At 67.0% G+C, this 21660-nt stretch carries 16 protein-coding genes and 1 pseudogene; 15 read left to right on the forward strand and 2 right to left on the reverse strand.

The annotated features are described in order from the left end of the window. Positions 1–211 precede the first annotated feature (211 nt). The 6 genes from BN13_RS06135 to BN13_RS06160 all read left to right on the forward strand — a co-directional run bounded on the left by BN13_RS06135 (position 212) and on the right by BN13_RS06160 (position 11103). On the forward strand, positions 212–1351 hold the full coding sequence (locus BN13_RS06135; protein WP_048545292.1) for a hypothetical protein: 1140 nt from the start codon (positions 212–214) through the stop codon (positions 1349–1351). Between the two features lie 70 nt (positions 1352–1421). Next, complete coding sequence (locus BN13_RS06140; RefSeq protein WP_048545293.1) at positions 1422–3863, forward strand: AAA family ATPase; 2442 nt, start codon at positions 1422–1424, stop codon at positions 3861–3863. A gap of 400 nt (positions 3864–4263) precedes the next feature. Beyond that, positions 4264–5748: a DUF3375 domain-containing protein gene (locus tag BN13_RS06145; protein ID WP_048545295.1), complete on the forward strand. Its 1485-nt coding sequence runs from the start codon at positions 4264–4266 to the stop codon at positions 5746–5748. After that, positions 5745–6530 carry a DUF4194 domain-containing protein gene (locus tag BN13_RS06150; RefSeq protein WP_048545297.1) on the forward strand — a complete coding sequence of 262 codons (786 nt, stop codon included), beginning with the start codon at positions 5745–5747 and terminating at the stop codon, positions 6528–6530. Before BN13_RS06145 ends, BN13_RS06150 begins: the two co-directional genes overlap by 4 nt. Continuing rightward, positions 6527–9919, forward strand: coding sequence for an ATP-binding protein (locus tag BN13_RS06155; RefSeq protein ID WP_048545299.1), 3393 nt, complete (start codon positions 6527–6529; stop codon positions 9917–9919). Before BN13_RS06150 ends, BN13_RS06155 begins: the two co-directional genes overlap by 4 nt. Further along, positions 9916–11103: a Wadjet anti-phage system protein JetD domain-containing protein gene (locus BN13_RS06160; RefSeq protein ID WP_048545301.1), complete on the forward strand. Its 1188-nt coding sequence runs from the start codon at positions 9916–9918 to the stop codon at positions 11101–11103. The genes BN13_RS06155 and BN13_RS06160 overlap by 4 nt, the downstream gene beginning before the upstream one ends. Before the next feature lie 88 nt (positions 11104–11191). Here the strand turns inward: BN13_RS06160 and BN13_RS06165 are convergent, their stop codons facing one another. Next, a complete protein-coding gene (locus BN13_RS06165; RefSeq protein WP_048545302.1) occupies positions 11192–12631 on the reverse strand; it encodes an MFS transporter in 1440 nt (479 codons plus the stop codon). 58 nt (positions 12632–12689) lie between these two features. On the opposite strand from BN13_RS06165, the gene BN13_RS06170 reads away from it, so the two are divergent. The 6 genes from BN13_RS06170 to BN13_RS06195 all read left to right on the forward strand — a co-directional run bounded on the left by BN13_RS06170 (position 12690) and on the right by BN13_RS06195 (position 16668). Next, complete coding sequence (locus BN13_RS06170) at positions 12690–13145, forward strand: MarR family winged helix-turn-helix transcriptional regulator (protein WP_048545304.1); 456 nt, start codon at positions 12690–12692, stop codon at positions 13143–13145. Next, positions 13142–13354, forward strand: coding sequence for a hypothetical protein (locus tag BN13_RS19940; RefSeq protein ID WP_048545305.1), 213 nt, complete (start codon positions 13142–13144; stop codon positions 13352–13354). The genes BN13_RS06170 and BN13_RS19940 overlap by 4 nt, the downstream gene beginning before the upstream one ends. A 66-nt stretch (positions 13355–13420) precedes the next feature. Beyond that, the gene (locus BN13_RS06180; protein WP_053079739.1) at positions 13421–14917 is read left to right on the forward strand and encodes a DEAD/DEAH box helicase; all 1497 of its coding nucleotides are present in this window, start codon (positions 13421–13423) and stop codon (positions 14915–14917) included. Beyond that, on the forward strand, positions 14914–15504 hold the full coding sequence (locus BN13_RS06185; protein ID WP_048545306.1) for a hypothetical protein: 591 nt from the start codon (positions 14914–14916) through the stop codon (positions 15502–15504). Before BN13_RS06180 ends, BN13_RS06185 begins: the two co-directional genes overlap by 4 nt. 211 nt (positions 15505–15715) lie before the next feature. Beyond that, positions 15716–16075, forward strand: coding sequence for a Cd(II)/Pb(II)-sensing metalloregulatory transcriptional regulator CmtR (cmtR, locus tag BN13_RS06190; RefSeq protein ID WP_028708027.1), 360 nt, complete (start codon positions 15716–15718; stop codon positions 16073–16075). After that, positions 16072–16668, forward strand: coding sequence for a cadmium resistance transporter (locus BN13_RS06195; protein ID WP_030153505.1), 597 nt, complete (start codon positions 16072–16074; stop codon positions 16666–16668). The genes cmtR and BN13_RS06195 overlap by 4 nt, the downstream gene beginning before the upstream one ends. Positions 16669–16734: 66 nt before the next feature. Here the strand turns inward: BN13_RS06195 and merA are convergent. Further along, positions 16735–18184: pseudogene (merA, locus tag BN13_RS06200) on the reverse strand (mercury(II) reductase). Positions 18185–18262: 78 nt separating this feature from the next. Between merA and BN13_RS06205 the strand changes: the two are divergent. The 3 genes from BN13_RS06205 (at position 18263) to BN13_RS06215 (ending at position 21354) form a co-directional block, all read left to right on the forward strand. Next, positions 18263–18652, forward strand: a complete 390-nt coding sequence (locus BN13_RS06205) for a heavy metal-responsive transcriptional regulator (protein WP_028708020.1) — start codon at positions 18263–18265, stop codon at positions 18650–18652. Between the two features lie 486 nt (positions 18653–19138). Continuing rightward, a complete protein-coding gene (locus BN13_RS06210) occupies positions 19139–20539 on the forward strand; it encodes a Mu transposase C-terminal domain-containing protein (RefSeq protein WP_048545308.1) in 1401 nt (466 codons plus the stop codon). Continuing rightward, positions 20536–21354: an AAA family ATPase gene (locus BN13_RS06215; protein ID WP_048544689.1), complete on the forward strand. Its 819-nt coding sequence runs from the start codon at positions 20536–20538 to the stop codon at positions 21352–21354. Before BN13_RS06210 ends, BN13_RS06215 begins: the two co-directional genes overlap by 4 nt. Positions 21355–21660: the final 306 nt, after the last annotated feature.

Raw genomic sequence — 21660 nt, forward strand, 5'->3', positions numbered from 1 at the left:
GGTCCCCGCCCGCGGCTGGGCACCCGCCCACGGCACCCAGATCTGCCCGGCATGCCTCGCCGCGGACGGTGCTTGGTAGTCTGCGTGGCGGCTCCTCACCGTCACCACCTGCACACAACACAGGTCACTGCTCGTTGCCCGGTGCCCGTCCTGTCGGCGACCGTTCCGGGACCAGCGCCACTCCCACCTGCGCCGCGTCGGCGCCGCCACCGTGTGCGGAAACCCGCTCGGCGCCGGCCCCACCCGGCAGTGCCAGCACGACCTCACCACCATCGAAGCCACCTCGGCCACCGACGATGTCATCGCCGTGCAGGCCCGCGTGGACAGCGCCCTCGGAGGACAACAGGTGACCGTGCTCGGACAGGCTGCCAAGCCGAGGACCTACCTCTCAGACCTGCGCCACCTCGCCACGCTCCTGCTTCACCTCGCCGGTCAGCCCGGCGCGGCACAGCTGGCACCCTGGGTGACCGACCTCAAGGGTGAAACCGAAGCCCGAAGCCGCGATCGCGGACCGCGCTGGGGCCTACGCCCACCCGAGCCCCCCGCACTTCGCGCTGGGGCGTTGGCGACGGCCGACGGCATCCTCACCGCCGCCGACGTAGACGAGGCTGCTACCCGGCTGACGACGTGGACCGAGCTCACCCCGACCACCAACGACGGCCCGCTCGGGTGGCTCGCCGACCGCACCGTCATGACCCCCACCCTGACCCGCCTGGTCATGGCCGCCCGCGCCCCGCACCGGCGCCTGTCCCACCACCTCGACAACCATCTTGGAGGGCGTATGCCAATCAACCTCACCCTCATCCCGCAGGTCATCCCAAACGCCCAGTACCTCGAGCACCTCGACGGCGCCTCCACCTCGAGCGAGGACACCGTGCGGTTGTTCGCGTCCCTGTCCCTGGCGCGGCTCCACCCGGACGTGACGACCTGGGCCGCGGCCGCCGAAGCGCTGAACATGCCCGGCCCCATGGGTGTGCGCTGCGCCCGCGCCTGCTCAGCCACCATGCTGGTCAGCGCGGATGAGTGGAAGAGCCGGATCTGGCGGGCCGGGAAAGAGACCGAACGGCGCGACTACCGAGCCACCGAAGCCAAGATCCACCACCGGCTCGGCATGACCCGATGGTTCAACGAATGGGCCCGCCGCAACCGCCCCGACGCCCGCTACGGCGACCACGACCTCGCCCTCACCTTGCAGTGGGTCCACGTCGCCCACGCCCACCTCGACCTCTCACCCGTCTGGCGAGGGAAGCGACCGACCGCCAACGACCGCGCCCACTACCGTCAGTTCGCCGCATCCCTCGACGGGCGTCAACAACTGGATCTCGCCCTCGCCCTGCACAAGCGGGCGTGACTCCCGAGCCGGTGCTCTTGTCGGTAGGCCCTGCTATAGATAACTGGAGGCTCACGAGGAAAGGCCCGTCATGCAACTGCAGTCGATCTACGTCAGGTTCTATCGCTCCCTCAACTATGACTTCATCCGCTCCTCTGATGGCCGCTACGAGCCCGACCCCTGGGACCCAACCCCACGCGGGAACTACCCGTTTGTTCGGATCAAGCTGAGGCCGGGCATCACCACCGTCGTCGGCGGCAACGAGTCCGGGAAGACCCAAATCCTCCGGGCCATCTCGGCTGCACTCACCGGCGCGGGGTACGAGCGGAGTGACTTCTGTCGATACTCCAGGTTCTTCGGCGTCGATCCGACCATCACGAAGCCGGAGTTTGGCGCGCTGTTCACCGACGTAAACGACGAGGACGTCAAGGTGATCCAGGGCGCGACGGAGCACAAATCGATCGCGGGCGCTGACCAAGTAGCCATCTTCCGCATGAACACGACCCCTCAGCACCGCATGTACGTGCGAAAGGAGGGAAAGTGGTCCGAAGGTCTTCACATCAAAACACCCTCGGCCCTCGACAAGTTGAACATCCCTGCCCCGTTCGAGATCGATGCGGACGTGCCCCTACCGGACAGTGTTCCCATCGACTTCCTCGCCAGCGGGGCCAAGAAGGCGGGTATCGGCCGTGATGCTCTCCGCGCGATCCTTGACGGAGTCAAGGCAAACCGCGACTGGTTCGCCAGCGACAGTCAGGTGCAGGCCAAAGCGAAGGAGATCTCATCCCTGTTCAGGGACACAAGGGACGCCACTGACGACGAACTGAAGACCTACAAGCTTGCCCACGATCTCCTGACGAAGGTCGCTGGACTCAGCCGGGCACTTTTCGTTGAACTGCAAGATGCGGTGCGCTCGAAGAACGGATACGCCAACAGCATCGTCGACACCATCAACGGAGAACTCGCCAAGGCGCGCAACTTCCCACACTGGTGGTCGCAGGACTCGCAGTTCGAGTTGTTCGTCTCCCTCTACGAGTTCGACCTCGTCTTCATGATCCGTGATCGGACTGGCCGCAGCTACGGCTTCGACGAGAGGAGCGATGGTCTCAAGTACTTCCTCAGCTACTTCGTCCAATACCTGGCGCACCAACCAAGAAGCGACGGGCGGCCCGAGATCCTCCTCATGGACGAACCAGATCGCTTCCTCTCGGCCTCGGGCCAACAGGACCTTCTGGCAATCTTTGATGACTTCGCCGCGCCGCAGGACCCGTCCCGACGTCCGGTTCAGGTTGTCTACGTCACCCACTCCCCCTTCCTTATCGACAAGAACGAGGCCGACCGCATCCGGGTTCTAGAAAAGGGCGAATATGACGAGGGCACACGGGTCGTCAAGTCAGTGGCAGCCAACCACTATGAGCCGCTTCGCTCCGCTTTCGGGAGTTTCGTCGCCGAAACGACGTTCATCGGCAACTGCAACATCATGGTCGAAGGGCCCTCAGATCAGGTCCTGATCGCAGGAGTGTCCCGTTGGCTCAAGACGCGAGGTGTGGCCAATCGAGACAGGCTGGACCTGAACCGCGTGACCATTGTTCCCGCCGGAGGGACGCGACACATTCCCTACCTCGTGTACTTGGCTCGAGGTCGAGATGTTGACAAGCCGCCCGTCGTGGTTCTCCTCGATAACGACAAGGACGGGGATGAAGCGCGCCTGGATCTCGCCGCCGGGGGAGCATACGGCGACAAGCTCCTTGACCCCGAACTCGTCCTCCAGCTGGGCCAGGGCCTGCTCGATGGGTTGACCACGGAGAGCCCCGGCGGCGTGGTTGGCATCGAGGACCTAATTCCATTCAACATTGCTCTGGCCGCTGCGGAGCGCTACTGCCTGGAGTTCGTGCCCGCCGCCAAGGTCAGCGACTACGGGCTCAGCGCCGAGGATGTCCTTACAAGTGACCACGCTTCTTCCTCCCGCCCCGAAGTGTCAGTTGGACTGCTCAAGTGTCTCGAGCGAGCCATCGCCGAGCGCTCCGGCATCGCCAGCTTTCACCTCGATAAGGTCGCCTTTGCGCGAGCGACCGTTGACGTTCTTGCCGGCAACGCTCGAGGCTCACGAGTGTCCGTCGATGACATCGAGGCGGCGGCGCGCAACTTTGGACTGCTGCTCTCGAAGATCGCCGCCAAGCAGCGAGTCGCCGAACGGGCTGAGACAGTCGATCGGATCTCCAGTCGGATTAACCGGGCCAAGAGGGACTTCAAGAGGACCCACGAGAACCAAGCCCGGAACGAAGACGTCCTCGACTTTATTGAGGAGATCTCGGGTCAGCTCGACCTTTCGCCAGAAGCTGAGGAGGTCCGCGCTGAGACCCGCAGATGGCTGACCCGGTTCGGCATTGCCGAGGACCCCCGGGCCCTAGTTCGCGACCTTCCCGGCCTCTTTCGGGCAATGGACGGGCTCGCCTACCAGGCAACCCGGGGAGCCGAGCGCAATGCGTCGCCGCCGGACGATGACCCAGGCGAGGATTCCTCGGAGCGGTGACCATGACCTGGAACGACTGTTGCGCCCCCCTTCTTGGCTGGTCCACGCAACGGCCGCGGCACGATACGTCGCCTTGCACGAGCTTTTTGGTCAAGGTCAATCGATCGACCGGCGTGGTCCCTGGTTCTCCCAGCGAAGTCGCAATGCGCATCCGGGTTCACGAGGGCCAGAGCGTGAGCAGCTCGCTACGCCCACGCCTTCCCTTCGGTCCCGCAGGAAGTGGGGGTCGCAGTGCGCTTCGCCGTGGGGTGGACTCGGTACCCCCTCAGCGCCTGCCTACTGGAGCTCTGGTAGCCATCATTAGAGGCGTGTTCGTGACTCCGACCGACTGCACCGTCGTGAGCGGGCTTAGTTTCGCTCCAAGTCGGAGCCACGCGGTCCAGTTTCTCGGCGACTGACCGTGGCGACCGGCATAGAGGGCGACTTCGCTCGGATCGAGGCTGCTCTGGGCACTCCTACGCTCAAGCTCCTTGACCGCAAGAGCGCGGTCATCGTGCTTCCGATCTTCGCAGCGCTGTTTCCGGACAATGCAGAGCCCATGCCCGTTGAGCGTTTCCACACGAGGGTGGACGCCTTGCTAGACGAGCTGCGCGCATCAGGCCACCAAGTGCCGTCCAGTTCCGGAAAGGCGCTTGCCATGCAATGGGTGCGCGAGCGATGGCTGTACCGCGACCCCGGCCAGGGCCAGGAGACGTACCGTCCCACCGGCGATGCCGAACAGGCGATGGACTACGTGACCCGGGCTACCCGGACCCAACTTAACCTCTCGCTCTCCCGGATCGAGACGATGCGCCGGGTCGTCAGCGAGGCCGCGTTGGCAGCTCACCCGGACCGCGAGGAGCGTCTGCGCCGGCTATCCGAGGAGATCGCCAGGCTCTCTGCGGAGCACGACCGGCTCAGGGCTGGAGGAGAACTCGCGGTCGCGAGCGAGTCCGAGCTGATCGAGCAGTTCGCCAACGTGCTGCGCGAGCTCGATGGCTTGCCGTCGGACTTCCGGCGCGTCGAGGAGGCGATGCGCGAGATGCACCGCAGCATCGCCTCGCGCTTCCGCCAGGACGACAGTCCCATCGGCGAGGTGCTCGACGACTACCTGGAGCAGTCGAGCCAGTTGCTGACCGCTACGCCAGAGGGCCGAGCCTTCCAAGGAGCCCTGGAGCTGCTGCGCAATCCTGACTGGCTCGGCAGCCTGCGCACCGACCTGGGGACCATCCTCGCCCACCCGATCGCCGGCATGATGCTGCCCGACGAGACCAAGCAACTGCGCGGGACCGTAGCCGTGATACGTCGGGGCATCGAGGACGTGAATGGCCAACAGAGCCGGCTGACCACCACGCTGACCGAGCACATCCTCAACTACGACCACGTCCGCAACCGCGAGCTGGACGAGGTGCTCAAGGGCATCGACGCCTCGATGCGCACCTGGATGCAGACTGCGCGCCCGCGTGACCACGTCGAGGTCGAGCTGATCCCAGCCCATCTGGAGATCGACGCTCTCAAACTGCGCGTCTTCGACCCTGACAGCGAGCGACCACCCGAGAAGCTGGCCGATACCTCCGACGACGAGCCCGAAGCATTGTCCTTGGAGTACATCCGCAAGCAGGGCGGTCCCTCGCTGGAGGAGCTGACTCGGCTGGTTGACGAGGCTCTCGCAAACAGCGGTGTCATCGAATCAGCGGCTGCACTGTTCAACGTCCAGCCCGACGAGCTGCGCCGGCCCGTCGAGGTTCTCGGCCTGATGCACCTGCTCGCTCGCCTCGATGCCGCGGTCGATGCTTCCCAGCCCGAGCAGGTCGATGCCGTGCGCCCGGACGGCAGCACACGTTCGTTCCTGATGCCCGCCACATCACTGCAAGGCGACACACAACAGCAGGAGCCTGCCTCATGACAGACCAGTCATTCGATCATGACGTCGAGCCCGACGACCGCTACGCAGAGCTCGATGACGATGTGTTCGCCTCGAACTCAGAGGACGAGGAAGAGCGACTGTCGCTGGCAATGTTCGAGGGTGACACCTCGACCCTGTTCCCGCAGCAGCGGCTGTGCCTGCACGCGCTCTTGAAGCACCGGTACATCTCCGCAGATCGCCACCCCGAGCACTGGGCCGTGCTCATGGACCACGAGGGGACCATCACCTCCCGGCTGCACGACCTATTCCTGGATCTGCACGTCGACCGTGAGCACCAGATCGCATTCAAGCGCGCTGCCTCCTCCCACGACGATCAGCCGCTGCCGTCGTTGCTACGCAACGTCTCGCACAACAAGGAGGAGACGATCATGATGGTCTCCCTGCGCCGGCGATTCTTCGCCCAGCGGCAGGAGGGGGACGACACGGTCTTCGTCGACCGGCAGACGATCCTGGACGAGGTGGCCGACCAGAGACCTGACGCGGCGACCAACCGGGCCATGGACCACAAGCGCGCGAACAACGCCGTCGATGCGCTGCTGGCTGCGGGGGTACTGCTGCGGACCGGTGATCCCGACCGATTCCAGATCTCGCCGATCATCGAGGTCCTGCTGCCCATCGAGAAGCTGCGGGCTCTGTGGACCTGGCTTCTGGACCGCAGCAGCAGCGACCGCGAGGCGGCCCACGACGGAGTGGACAACGACAACGACGAGGCTGCCTCGCCTGACTCGTTGTTCGACTCGGGTGACGTGGAGGCCTTATGACTGCCGAACTGACCCTGCCGATCGTCGCTCCATCGAGTGCGGCGAAACCCAGCGATCACGCCCAATGGCGCATCGAGTCCATCCAGATGGTGAACTGGGGCGGCTTCCACGGGGCCCACCAGGTGCGCGTCCACCACGGCTCGACGCTCATGTCCGGCGCCTCGGGTTCCGGCAAGAGCACTGTGCTCGATGCCTACATCGCCCTGATGATGCCTTCGGACACACCGTTCAATGGCGCCTCGAACGACGCAGCCGGCCGGGCCCGCTCCGCCGAGCAGCGCAACCTACTCACGTACCTGCGCGGGAAAATGGACAGCGCCCGCGTCGACGGCTCGAACGAGTTGCGCGACCACGTCCTGCGCGGAGGGAACGGCGAGCACATCTGGGGAGCCCTCGCTGCGACCTTCCTCAACGAGAACGGGCGCCGCTTCACCGTGGTGCGCATCTACTTCGTCAAGGCCGGCTCCACGACCGGCGGCGACGTCGTCACGTCCTACGCAACCTTCGATGGCCACCTCCACCTCGCCCAGCTCGAACCGCTGGCTGCGACCCGATTCGACAAGCGGGCGCTGCGCAGCATCGGCCTGCTCCCTTTCAACACGTTCCGGGAGTTTGAGGACACGCTCCACACGCGTCTGGGCATCGGCGGGGGCGACGGAGGCCGCAAGGCGATGCGCCTACTGGCCAGGGTCCAGGCAGGCATGGAGGTCAAGCGGGTCGACACCCTCTACAAGTCCATGGTCCTGGAGCAGCCGATCACCTTCGAGAAGGCCGACAACGCCATCGAGCACTTCGCCAACCTCGACGCGTCGTACAAGAAGATGCTCGACGAGGCCGACAAGGTGAAGGCGCTGCAGCAACTGCCGGACCTGCAGCACGAGCTCGCGCAGGCGGAGTCGACCGCTGCCCTCATCGAGGCATTCGGCGTCAACCGTGAAGGCCCCACTCCCTTCCAACTGTGGCGCCTGCACACCGAGCGCGAACTGCTCGATGGGGCCGTCGCGACGAACAGGAGCGAGTACGCAACGACCAAGACTCGCTTCGAGCAGGCCAGGGAAGACGAACAGCGCCACGCCGAACGGCTCAAGCAGATCGCCCAGGAGAAGCGCGCCAACGGTGGCGACGCCATAGACGCCCGCAAGCGCGAGATCGATATCCTCGCGGGGCACCAGGATGCCGTGTACGCCGCCAACCTGAAGTTCCAGGCAAGCACCGAGCCCATCAACCTGCTCGTCCCCGAGAACTCTGCTGAGTTCGGTCAGGCCCAGGCAGATGCCGCCGAGTTCCTCGCCGGCTTCGATGCGCGCGCGGACGACCTGCGCGACCAAGAGGACGCCATCCGCGATGACGACCTGTCGCCACTGACCACCAAGAAGCGAGAGCTGCTAGAGGAGAAGGCGTCCTTGGCCGGTCGCGCCGGCATGGTTCCGCGGCGCCTACACGAGGCCCGGGTCAAGATGGCCCAAGCCGCTGGGCTGGACCCCATGATCGATCTCCCCTTCGTCGCCGAGCTGATCGACGTGCGCCCCGATCAGGAGCGCTGGCGCAAGGCCGTCGAGACGACCTTGGGCGGGATCGCACGAACGGTGCTCGTCGATCGGCATGCGCGCCAGCGGCTCTCGGCTGCCATCGATCCGATCAAGATCACGCCACGTATCCGCTTCCAAGGCGTAGACCTGGCTGCCCACGAGGAGTTCCCCTGCGACGAGGCCTATGTCTCGGGCAAGCTCGCCTTCAAGGACTCGCCCTTCTCTGCCTGGGTCCAGGACAGGGTCACCGCTCACGGCACCGACCACCGGTGCGTCGAGAACGCCAGCCAGCTCAACGACCGCGAGCCGATGGTCACCCTTACGGGGCAGACGCGCGACGGCGACAAGGGCGCCCACGGCGAGTCCCACGACGGCAACATCATCGGCTTTTCCAATGAACGGCGCCTCACGGACATCGAAGCTGAGCTCGGTGCCCTCGAACCCGCGATCAGGGCCGTGCGGGGCAGGATCGAGCAGCTCCGCGCTCGTTCGGCCAGCCTGCAGTCCCAGAAGGAGGCCCACACCTACGTCGCCAACGCCAGGTGGGCCGACATCGATCACCTCGGGCTCGCACGCCGGATCGAGGAGCTCGAAGCCGAGATCGCGAAGCTGCGGGCGGCCAACTCGATCCTCGACGCACTCCAGGCCGAGGAAGAAAAGGTCAGCCTCCTGCACAAGGAGGCCAACCGAACCAAGGTCCTCGACGAGGACAGACTGACCGAGCTGACAAAGCAGCACGGTGACCTCGCCTCCGAGCAGGACGCCGTGCAGGACGCCATCGATGCGATCGACGACGCCCAATCGGCTCACGTGACCGATGAGCAGCAGAGCTATCTCGACGAGATGTTCGCCGCCAACTGGGACGTCACCAGTCTGGGGTCCTTCCATTCGAACATGCGCGCCATGGGCAAGCGACTGCGCGATGAGAGCGCAACTGCTCGGCAGAGCCGCGACCGCACCGTGCGCGCCATGGAGTCGATGTTCGAGCAGTACAAGGCGCGCTGGACCGAGAACAACCTCGGCACGAGCATCGCCTCGGCCGACGGCTATCGCGAGATCCTCGACCGGATCCAGACCGGGGGACTGCACGAGCGGCGGAACAAGTGGCGTCTGGAGTTCGCCAAATGGTCCAGCAACGACCTGCTCACCCTCAACGAGGCGTTCGACACAGCGATGGAGGACGTCGAGGACCGGCTCGTGCCGATCAACGCGATCCTGGCGACGCTGCCCTTCGGCGGCAAGGGTCACCTCCAGATCAAACACCGCCGGATGATCAGCGAGGACGTCTCCAACTTCAAGCGCGACCTGCGCAAGCTGTCCTCGGGGGTTGCTCTCGAACTGACCGACGCGGAGGTCGAGTCGCGCTTCAAGAGGCTGCGCGAGTTCATGACCAAGATCAGCATCCCGCCCGGTCACACCAAGAAATCGACGTCGATGCGCGACGGCTACCTCGACGTCCGCCAGCACGTGGTCATCAACGCCGTGTGCGTCGACCAGCACGGCCATGAGATCGCGACCTACGACTCGCTCGGCGGCAAGTCCGGCGGCGAGACCCAGGAGCTCGTGGCCTTCATCGTCGGCGCTGCGCTGCGCTACCAACTGGGCGACGAGTCGCGCAGCAGGCCCCGGTTCGCGCCAGTCTTCCTGGACGAGGGCTTCATCAAGTCCGACAGCGAGTTCGCCGGGCGTGCGGTGACGGCCTGGCAGAACCTCGGCTTCCAACTCATCATCGGCGCCCCTCTTGGGCAGGTCACCGCGCTGGAGCCGTACATGGATCTGCTGCTCACCGTGACCAAGAGTCCCAAGGGCTACTCGTTCGTGCGCGAGTTGAGCGATGCGCAGCAGCAGGGCTCGTCGTGAAGACGCCTGCAGCGGTCACCAAGGACATGGAGCGCCGGCTGGTCAACCATTGGCACTCGGAGATCGTCAGCGCTACAGAAGGCGCCACGTCGGCGTTCCCGCACGCCTTCCCGCTAGGCCGTGCGGCCAGTGCTGACCTGCGGGCCGACTACGCCGCCATCCACGCGCTGACCGTCACGTGGCAGGAATGGGCTAGGGGCCATGGCGTCGAGCTGACCTACACGTCGCGCATCGCCAAGGGCGGTACACGGCAAGTAGTGCCTACCCACGTGCTGCTCACGTCGGTCGACCAGGCCGCAACCATCGTCGGGAAGGGTTGGCAGGAGCGGTTGGCACGTGGGCGGGAGCGCCTCGCAGTGCTGCTGGACCGCAGCCGTACCCTTGACCGGGCCGATGCCGGCAGAATCCTGCGGCTCGTCGACGGCTACGCAGACATCGACTTCGCGCTGTTGCTAAAAGTCGTCGATTGGTATCGAGCTGACCCATCGCTGGCACGGGGCCTGACGCCTCGGCAGGTGCCGATTCCCGGCGTTCACGCCAAGTGGCTGCAGGCGCATCGTGCAGCCGTGCTCGCGCTCACTGGGCTGGACGACCTTGGCCTGTTGGCGAACCATCCTGCGCGAATCCACTTCACCTACCTCGATCCGGATCACCGAGCCGATGGCCGCAGGCTGCACGACTCGGCGACAGTGGGCGATACGTTCGCACCGGCCTACCAGCCCGAGGTGGTCGTCATCTCCGAGAACAAGGACACTGCCATCCACTTCCCTGAGCTGGCCGGAGGCCTCATTGTGGAGGGCGTCGGCAGAGGAGGCCGCACCGTGGCGTCCTTCCCTTGGATCAGAGAAGCGCCCCTGGTCGTCTACTGGGGCGACATGGACCGCGACGGCTACGAGATCCTCAACGGCTACCGCATCGACTTCGATCGAGACCTCGATTCGATCTTGATGAACGTTGCAGCGTATGAGGAGTTCGAACCGTACGGCACGAACCACGACCAGAACGGACGTGACCTCGTGGCGGGCGCACCGCGAGTGGTCGACCACCTCCGAGCCGACGAGCTCGAGGTGTACCTGCGTCTGCTGCACCCCGAGCACTCTGGCCACCGCCGGATCGAGCAGGAGCGCATTCCGCTCACCAGAGCCCTGTCTGAAGTCGAACGCCTCGTGAGCCCGACAAACTGACGCGTGAGAGGCGCAGCGGCAGCATGACAATCGACCCTGTCGACGGTGTCACCCGCTTGCCGATCGTCAACCGGAGCAGGCGTCGTGGTCATCGGTCAACGTCGACGTCCGTGGGTTGGTTCGCTGAGTTGATGTGGCGCTGGGGCAGGCGGACGGCGACCGCGGCGGCGAGGAGAGCGGCACCAATCCCGACGCCTAAAGCGACGCTCAGAGCGTCGCTGTAGAGGCCGTCGGAGGGCCCGGCCGCGCCGGCCGCGATGGCGAAGTACGTGCTGCCCACGGTGGCGAATCCGAAGCTGGCAGAGAGCTGACCGACGCTGTTGAACACGCCGGACGCTTCGGATGCGTGCTCGCGCGACACCCGGGAGAGAGCGATCTCGGTCAGCGGGCCGACGACCAGGCCCATCCCGAGGCCGCCGATGGCGCTGCCGGGCAGGAAGTGCCAGAACGCCGGCCCTGCCGGGGCGAGGAGCACGACCGCGACGACCAGGGCCATGCCAAGGCTCATGGTGAGAAGCCCGATGTGGATCACCCGGCGGCCCATCCGCGGCAGCAGCACCGTGGTCCCGACCCCGGCGCCGACCCCGGTGAGCAGCGCCCAGGGCAGCACGACGAGCCCCGCGAGCAGGGCGGTGTAGTCCAGGTGGGTCTGGACGTAGTGGGTGATGACGAGGGAGAAGCCCATGACGGGGATGAAGAACAAGATCTGGACCCCCACGGCGGACCGGAAGGTACTGCGCTGTTGCAAGGCCAGCGGGACCAGCGGCTGCCCTCCTCGGCGGTCGCTGGCCCGCTGCTGGACCAGGAACACCAGGAACAGCACCAGGCCGAGCGAGATGACGGCGACCTGGACGAGCGGCGTCTGAGTGTCGGCCAGCCCGGCCAGCCCCCACATCATCAGGAACAGCGAGGCCGCCGAGAGCGCCAAGCCGGCCGGATCGAGCCTGACGTGGCCATCCGCGCGAGCTGGCGGCAAGGCGCGCAGGGCCAGCCCGGCCACCACCACACCGATCGGAACGTTGACCAGGAACACTCCGCGCCAGCCGGTGCCGAACAGGTCGAGGGCGATCAGCACCCCGCCGAGGATCGGCCCCGCCGCTGCGGCGATGCCCAGCAGAGCGGAGAAGGCCGCCATCGGCTTGGCCCGCTCACTGGGGTCGTACATGAGCTGAATGAAGGCCAGCACCTGGGGCACCATCAGCGCGGCGAACAACCCCTGCACCACCCGGGCGAGCACGAGCACCCACGCCGCACCCGCCAGTGCGCAGGCCAGCGAGGCGAGGGTGAAGCCGGCCACTCCGATCACAAAGGCGCGCCGCAACCCGAGCCGCTTGCCCAAGCGAGCACCGGTGATCAATCCGACCGCGAACGTCAGGGTGTACCCCGACAGCATCGCCTGACTCTGCGCGGGGCTGGCCGCCAGGTCGTCGGTGATCGAGGGCAGGGCGACCGTCACGATCGTCACCCCCAACAGGTCCACGAAGGCCGCTAGGAGGATCGCGACGAGGCCGAGGTTCCGAGAGCGCACCCGGGTAGGATACCTGAACAGTTCAGATACTGAGTCAGTGAGGGTTACACTGGGAGTGATGGCAGAGGAAGATGACGACGTCGTGGAGCGGATCGCTCGGTTGTTGCCGCCGTGGTTGTCGGCGGTGGACGCGGTCAACGAGGTGATCGCCCGGGAGGCAGGCATCGGCCCGTCAGATCTGTCGTGCCTGCACGAGGTGATCGTGGACGGCCCGTTGCCGGCCGGTGAGCTGGCGCGCAGGCTACGGCTGACCACCGGTGCGATCACCCACATGATCGACCGGCTCACCGCGGCCGGCCTGGTGCAACGAGTGCGCGACGACACCGATCGGCGCCGAGTTCTCATCGAAGCCGTCCCCAAGGCACGCGAGCAGATGCTGGCCCGCTACGGACGACTCGATACGCAGACCCGGGCCACCCTCGCGTCGTTCACCGCGGCAGAGCGGGCGGTGATCGCACGGTTCATCGAGGCCAGCCTGCACGACACCCAGTCCCTGCTGGACCGGACGTCGTGACCGAGCGGACGCAACTGACCTATGTGCCCGAGCGCGCCAGCTGGTTCCTGTGGTCAGCCCACACCCCGGACCCGCTGTTCGACGCGCCCGCCGGCACCATCGCGACCATGCGGCTGGCCGTCCCCGAGAACGGGGAGGTCATCGCCCGCGAGGTTCGCGGGTTGGAAGTTGCCCTGCGCGAAGGATGGGCCTGGCTGGGTGGCCGCTAACCCAGCCCGCAGGACGGCGGCTCCCTGCGCTCCTGGACGCTGCTGGCCGGCCGACCCGACGCGCGGGTGCCTCTGCCGGTCGCTGGGCACTGCGCGCTCACTCCCGACGGGGCGCACGTCCTCACCGCCGAGGCCACGACAGACCGGCTGCGCTCCGCGCTGACCCTCACGGACTCGCTGGCGGTGGCGGGCCTGACGGCGACGCTGCGGGGTTATCAGCTCGCCGGCGTCCAATGGCTCCTCGACCGTGACGGCGGCGCGGTGCTGGCCGATGACATGGGGCTGGGCAAGACGCTCCAGGCCATCGCGTTGATGCTCTGCCACCCGAAGGCGGCGCACCTGGTGATCTGCCCGACCTCGGTGAGTGCGAACTGGGCGCGCGAGATCGCCCGCCACGCATCGGGCCTGCGCGCCGTCGGCGATCACGACGAGGCTGCGCTTGGTACCGTCACCGTCACCACCTATGCGCGGCTGCGCCGTGACCCCGACCGGCTGACCGGCCGCCTGTGGGGTGTCGTGGCCTTCGACGAGGCCCAGCAGATCAAGAACCCGCGCACCCTGGCCTACCGCACCGCCAAGACGATTTCCGCTCACTACCGGCTGGCGATCACCGGAACCCCGGTGGAGAACCAGCTGGGCGACCTGTGGGCGCTTGGCGACCTGGTTCGTCCGGGTTTGCTTGGCACCCGACGGCGCTTCCGCGACCGCTACATCGTGCCGATCCAGCGCCGGGGCTCACCCACCGCTGCCCACCGGCTCGCCGCCCACACCCGCGACCTGGTGCTGCGCCGCACCAAGACCGAGGTAGCCCCCGAGCTGCCGGCCCGCCACGTCATCGACGTGGCCTGCGCCATCACCTCCGAACAGCGACGCCTCTACGAGGCCGCGCTGGCCGAGGCCTTCGACACCGGTCTGGGCGCCGGGTCGGCACGCCGCACCTCCGTCCTGGCCCTGCTCACCAGGCTCAAGCAGGTCTGCAACCATCCCGCTCAAGTGCTCGGCCAGGACGGGCCACTCACGGAACGCTCGGGCAAGTTCGACCGCCTGGCCGACATGCTCGACGAGATCATCGACACGGGCGCCGGCTGCCTGGTCTTCACCCAGTACACCGCCATGGGCCGGCTGCTTACTGCCGACCTGGCCGACCGCCACGGCCTGGCAGTGCCGTTCCTCCACGGCGGCCTGCGCCCCGCCAACCGCGACCGCATTGTCGATGAGTTCCAGAGCGGCAAGGGGCCGAACGTCCTGGTGGTCTCGCTGCGCGCAGCCGGGTTCGGTCTCAACCTGACCCGTGCGACCTCGGTGATCCATTACGACCGCTGGTGGAATCCCGCTGTCGAGGACCAGGCCTCCGACCGTGCCCACCGCATCGGGCAGAACCAGCCGGTCACGATCTACACCCTGCGCACCGCCGGCACCATCGAGGACCACATCGCCACCATGCACGAGCGCAAACGCGGGCTCGCCGACGCCGCCCTCACCGGAGGCGAGGCCGACCTGCTCGCCCTGGGCGACGAGGAGCTCTACGGCATCCTGCGCCTCGGCCCTGAGGCAGCGCGGTGACCCGTGAGTTCGGCGCCACCGCATGGGGGCGCGCCTGGCTCAAGCAGATCGAACCCGTCCTCATCACCGGAGCACCCGACCGCGACCTTCCCCGCGCCCGCGCGCTGGCCCGACACGCCATCACCGACCTAACCATCACCGGCCGTCGGGTCACCGCCTCCATCACCGACCGCAGCCACGGTCAGACCCTCGCACTCGACATCCCCGCCTGGAGCGGCGACGAACAGCGCACCGTGGAGCGTGCACTCACGAGCACCGGCTCCTTACACGCTGGTGACCTGCCCGACCGCCTGGCGACCGACCTCACCGCGGCCGGGGTCCGCATCGCTCCACGGATCGAGGAGATCGCCGCGGCCGGTGACACCGGGCGCATCGAGAGGCGGCACGTGCTCGCCGTCTGCTACGCCCTCGTGCAGAGAATCGACGAGGAACCCGTCCTCGCGGTCCGACTCCGTACGCCATCAGAGACTTCGCCCAGCACGGTGAAATCGTCCCCAGCTGGATTGCTCGCACTCACCGACATAGACCCCAAGACCTTCTACCTCGTTCCAACCGTCAGGGATCGGCGGAATGCAGCGTCCCGGTAGAGGAACCCCCTATGGCAACGACGCAGGCAAGTGCGCCTGCGACTGTGGCCTTGGCCGTTATGTGGCGGGGTTCTGTCGCCGCTTCGTGAGTTCCCTGATGATCGGGCGAATCGTCCCGTGGGTCGATCCCCAACTGACACAGCCTCGTTCGCACGCTTAGCGACTCCGGGCTGCGTAAAACCACTTCAGTCCTCGCTGTATAGTTCAGCGCATGCTGACCATTGCTTCTCGCCTGGACGTGATGAACCGGTTGGGCCGCGCGCTGGCCGACCCGACCAGGTCCCGGATCATCCTGACGCTGCTCGACCGGCCGGCCTACCCGGCAGAGCTGGCCCGCGATCTGGACCTCACACGCTCCAACGTGTCCAATCATCTGGCGTGCCTGCGCGACTGCGGCATCGTTGCTGCCGAACCCGAGGGCCGCAAGACGCGCTACGAGATCGCCGATCCCCACCTGACGCAGGCGCTGACCGCCCTGGTTGACGTCACCCTCGCGGTTGACGAGAACGCCCCGTGCATCGATCCTGCCTGCTCGGTGCACGGATGCGACGCAGCAGAGGCGGGCGCGTGATCCTGGCTGCGGTCCTGCAGGCAATCGGCCTGTTCATCGCGACCAACATCGACGACATCATCGTGCTCTCCTTGTTCTTCGCCCGCGGCGCGGGCCAACGCGGGACGACCACCCGCATCTTGGTCGGCCAGTACGTGGGGTTCGCCTGCATCCTCGGTGCCGCTGTGCTGGTGACTATCGGAGCCGGAGCATTCCTGCCCTCAGCAGCTATCCCGTACTTCGGGCTCATCCCCCTGGCCCTCGGTCTCTGGGCTGCATGGCAAGCCTGGCGCGGAGACGATGACGACGATGACGCCAAGGTCACGGGCACGAAGGTCAGCGCGTGGACCGTCGCAGGAGTCACCTTCGCCAACGGCGGAGACAACATCGGCGTCTATGTCCCCGTCTTCCTCAGCGTGGAACCCATCGCAGTGGTCGCCTACTGCCTCGTCTTCCTCGCGCTCGTCGCGGTCCTGGTCGTAGTCGCCAAGTTCGTTGCCACCCGGCCGCCGATCGCTGAAGTCCTCGAGCGCTGGGAACACATCCTGTTCCCCATCGTCCTGATCGGCCTCGGCATCGTCATCCTCGTCAGCGGAGGAGCGTTCGGTCTCTGACGGAGCCAAAGCGAACGAGAGAGGTCGCCAGGCTCGACGCTCCGGTATAGGGATCCCTGTGCGGGTTCATGCTGCGCAGCAGGAGAGTTTGGTGATGTCGGTGGTGAAGGTTTGGGCGGTGAGTTTGAGGCCTTCGGCCATGGTCAGGTAGGGGCTCCAGAGGTTGGCGACCTGGTCGGTGGTCATGCCGGCCTCGAGGATGTAGACGCCGGCGGCGGCGAGGTCACCGGCGTCCTGGGCGAGGGCGGGGATGCCGATGATGCGGCCGGTGTCGGCGTCGGTGACGATCTTGATGAGCCCGCGGGTGTCACGGTTGACGATGGCGCGCGGGACGTGCGCCAGGGGCAGGACGCGGCTGTCGCAGCGGATCCCGGCAGTGCGGGCCTGCTGGTCGGTCATTCCGACGGAGGCCAGGGCGGGGCTGGTGAACACGACCCGGGGCAGGTGGCGGTAGTCGACCTCCCGGCCGGCTCCGGTGAGGGCGTTGTCGGCGACCAGGGCGCCGTGGGCCGCGGCGACGTACACGAACTGCGGGTGGGCGGTGACGTCACCCGCGGCCCAGATCCGCGGGTTCGTGGTGCGCAGGTGGCTGTCGATGATGACCTCGCCGCGCTTGCCGGCGCGCACGCCGATGGTGTCGAGGCCGAGCGTGCCGGTGACCGGGCGGCGGCCGGTGGCAACGAGGAGCTCGGCCGCGCGGAGCTCGTGTGAGCCGTCGGCGGTGGTGGCGGTGACCGTGACCTCGCCGGTGGCCGGGTCGCGGCGCACCGCGGTGGGCACCGCGCCGCGGATGATCTCGATGCCTTCGTCGGCGAGGATTTCTTCCAGGGCGGTGGCGGCCTCGGGTTCCTCGTGGGAGGCCAGCCGTGAGCGGACGAGCATGGTGACCTGGGCACCGAGGCGGGAGAAGAGCTGGGCCTGCTCCATGGCGACGTAGCCGCCGCCGATGACCAGCAGCGACTCCGGGACGTGGTCCAGCTCCATCGCGGTCGTCGAGGTCAGATAACCGGCCTCCTGCAGGCCGGGGACCGGCGGCGCCCAGGGCGTGGAGCCGGTAGCGATGAGGTGGTGCGCGGCCCGGACGGTTTCCGCCGTGCCGTCCGGGCCGGTCACGCGGAGTGCCGGCTCAGTCGGTGTGCCGACGAAGGTGGCCTCGCCGGGGTGGAGGGCCCACCCGTACTCGGCGGCCAGGGCCGCGTACTTCTCGCTGCGCAGCGATCCGACGAGCTTGTCCTTGCCGGCGACCATGGCGGGCATGTCGACCGGTGGGGCGTCGGGGAGTGGCAGACCGGGGAACCGGGCGGCGTCGAGTGTGACGTGGCGGGCCTCGGCGGCCGCGAGCAGGGCTTTGGAGGGCACACACCCGGTGTTCACGCAGGTACCGCCGATGGTGCCGCGCTCGATCATCACCACCCGCTTGCCCAGGGTGGTGGCGCGGATCGCGGCCGCGAACGCCGCCCCACCGGGGCCCGATCACTGCCAGGTCATACGACCTGCCCTTGTCCGTTGCCGTCATAAGTCCTCCCTTGTTGCCGCGCCTCAGGACCAGGATCGACCTTCCAGTGCACTGGAAGGTCAAGGCAGAATGAGTGGCATGCGGATCGGTGAGGTGGCTCAGGCGTCGGGCACGACAGCTAAGACCCTGCGGTACTACGAGGACGTCGGACTCCTCCCCGACCCCGACCGCAGCCCGGCGGGGTACCGGGACTACGGCCCCGAGGTGCTCGACCGGCTGCACTTCATCCGCCGGGGCCAAGCCGCCGGGCTGACCCTGGCCCAGATCGGCCAGGTGCTGGCCATCCGAGACCGGGGCCAGGCCCCCTGCCAGCACGTCACCGACCTGCTCGACACCCGCCTCGCGGTCATCGACCGGCAGCTCGCCGAGCTCGCGCAGCTACGCACCACGATCGCCATCCTGCGCGAGCACGCCACCACCGGCGACCCGGCCACATGCTCCCCCGAGGACGTCTGCCGCTACCTGTGACCCGCGAAGGTCACCGGCCCGTGGCACCATCGCGACATGGCCGATGACACCCAGCAACGATGCTCGTGCTGCGGCCGCCAGCGGCCACGAAGGTCGCTCCACGCACTCGGGAGCGAACCGGCCTACATCTGCCGAAGGTGCGCGCTCTGGGTCGCCCTTCACATCGCTCGCGACTGAACGACTCCGCCCGCAACGCGGGCACGCCGCCGGCCGCGGCGAACATCGTCGGATGGTGCGCGAAGGAACCAAAGGGCGCGAATGACGACCAATCATCACGCCGCCAGCGCGATCGCGGGCGCCCGTTGCCGCACTCCTCATCCGACGGTCTGAGCTCCACCGCCTGGCAGCGGTCCGAAGCCTGGAGAGGGCATCGGAGCCGGACGGGACCCCCTAACGCTCAGTGGTCCGCCCTCGCAGCGGTTGCGGTCGGTCCAGTTGTCCGTCCCGTAGGAGGAACCACGACAGTCGAGAAGCGCCGTGTAGGTCATGGACGCGGCCGGGCGCTGGCAGATCCTCAGGCTTCACGTCGAGGACCAGATCCCGCTCGCCGCCCTGGCCCGGGACACCGGTGTCGGGCTGCGCACCCTGGAGCGCTGGCACGCCCGCTACCGCACCGAGGGGTACACGGGCCTCGGTACGCGAAGACGCGCTGATGCCGGCAGCCATCACCTGCCCTCCGAGCTCGTGTCCTTGATCGAGGGGCTGGCATTGAGCAAGCCCCGCCCGACGATCATCACCATCCACCGCAAGATCAGCGCCATCTGCGAGGAGGGGGGATGGCCGGCGCCCTCCTATGGCGTGGTGCGCGCGATCATCGCCGACCTCGACCCGGGCATGGTCACCCTTGCCCTGGAAGGGCCGACGTCGTATCGCGACAAGTACGAACTGGCGCTGCGACGGCAGGCCGAGCACCCCAATGCGATGTGGCAGGCCGACCACACGATGCTCGACATCCTCGTGGTGGGCACCGACGGCAAGCCTGCCCGGCCATGGCTGACCACGATCATCGATGACCACTCCCGGGCGATCTGCGGTTACACCGTCTTCCTCGGCGCGCCCTCGGCGATGAACACCGCCTTGGCGCTGCGCCAGGCGATCTGGCACAAGGCCGTCCTCTCCTGGCCGATGTGCGGCCTGCCCGATGTGCTCTACGTCGATCACGGCAGCGACTTCATCAGCAACCAACTCACCGGCACAGCCGTGGACCTGCATATCCGGCTCATCCACTCTGCTGTCGCTCGTCCTCAGGGTCGCGGCAAGGTGGAGAGGATCTTCGGGACCGTGAACACCGAGCTGCTGGCTGGTCTGCCTGGGTACATCGCCGAGGGCCACCCCTGGCCAACGCCAAAGCTGTCCCTGGCTGAGCTCGACGCTGCGCTGGAGGAGTTCGTGATCACCTACAACGACCGGACTCACAGCGAGCTCGGCACCTCCCCGCGCGCTGCCTGGATCGCCGATGGCTGGCTACCGCGCATGCCGGAGAGCCTGGAGGACCTCGACGGGCTGCTGCTCACCGTCGCCCAGACCAGGGTGGTGCGCCGCGATGGCATCCACTTCCAGGGCCTGCGCTACATCTCCCCGACCCTGGCTGGCTATGTCGGCCGGGCGGTCGTGATCCGTTACGACCCCAGGGACATCACCGAGATCCGCGTGTTCGACCACGAGGAGTTCGTCTGTAAGGCCATCAACCAGGACCACCACGACCAGAAGGTCAGCCTCAAGGAGGTCCAGGCCTCCCGCAACGCCCGGCGCCGGGCGTTGCGGGAGGGCATCAACGAGCGGATCGCCGTCGTGGCCACCCACACCACCGAAACGCCACCAGCGACCGAGGCGCCGCCACCGGCGCCACGGCGGAAGTTGAAGGTTTACAGAGAGGACCTAAGGTGAGTCAGCGCTTCATCGTGACCAAAGAACACCGCCGCTTCACCGAGTTCGCCGACGCCGTGCGGCGCGGGCACACCATCGGCCTGTGCTTTGGCCCAGCCGGCGTGGGCAAGACGCTCTCCGCGCGCCGCTACGCCCGCTGGGACAAGGTCCACGACCTGCTGACCTACTGGGGACCGCGCTCCGACAGTGACGCGCAGGTCTACGCTGCGCTGGCCAAGAGCCGCACCGTGCTCTACACCCCCAGCGTGCTGACCACGCCACGAGCCTTGAAGGACGAACTCGACCAGGTCATCACCCGCACCAACATCTGCATCGAGCAGCACCTCGCGCCGGCCGGGCAGGTCACGCCAGAGACGCGCGGATGGCGCCACAGCAGGAACTACGTGGAGCTGGTCATCGTCGATGAGTCCGAACGCCTCCGCCCCACCGCAATGGAACTGCTGCGCGATCGCTACGACCGAGAAAACCTTGCCCTCATCCTGATCGGCATGCCCGGTCTGGAGAAGCAGTTCAGCCACTATCCCCAGTTCTACAGCCGCGTCGGCTTCGCCCACCAGTACCGGCCCCTGGGCAAGGAGGAACTGCTCTTCGTCCTGCAACGGCATTGGCGCGCCCTCGGTAAGATCCTCGACCCAGAGGACTTCACCGACGCCCAAGCCATCGCCGCCATCGCCCGGATCACCCGAGGTAACTTCCGGCTTCTGGAACGACTCTTCCCCCAGATCGAGCGCGTCCTGAAGATCAACGAACTCGACACCATCACCAACGACGTCATCGAAGCCGCCGCCAGCACTCTCGTCATCGGCGTCAGTTGACCGGGGCCCGCCACATATCACCTACAGAACCCCGCCATTTAACGGCGCAAGCCACACTGCGACTCTGGCCGGTGACCGTATGACCCGCCCGGCGAGGTGTTCCGGTGACGGGGCCCTATACGAACGAGCGCGTTCAGACCGGCCCCACGATCCGCCACCATGCATCTACTGAGGCTGGTTCGGCATCCATTGCTCCGAGACCCTCCGTGAGCACAAGGGACGGCTGCTTTGCACGGTCGCCCCTGAACACGCCGTTTGCGCAATGTGCTCAGCAGGCGGACGCGCAATCTTCAGTGCATCTCGACA

The organism is Nostocoides jenkinsii Ben 74 (assembly GCF_001046875.1).
In the GTDB taxonomy this organism is placed as follows: domain Bacteria; phylum Actinomycetota; class Actinomycetes; order Actinomycetales; family Dermatophilaceae; genus Nostocoides_A; species Nostocoides_A jenkinsii.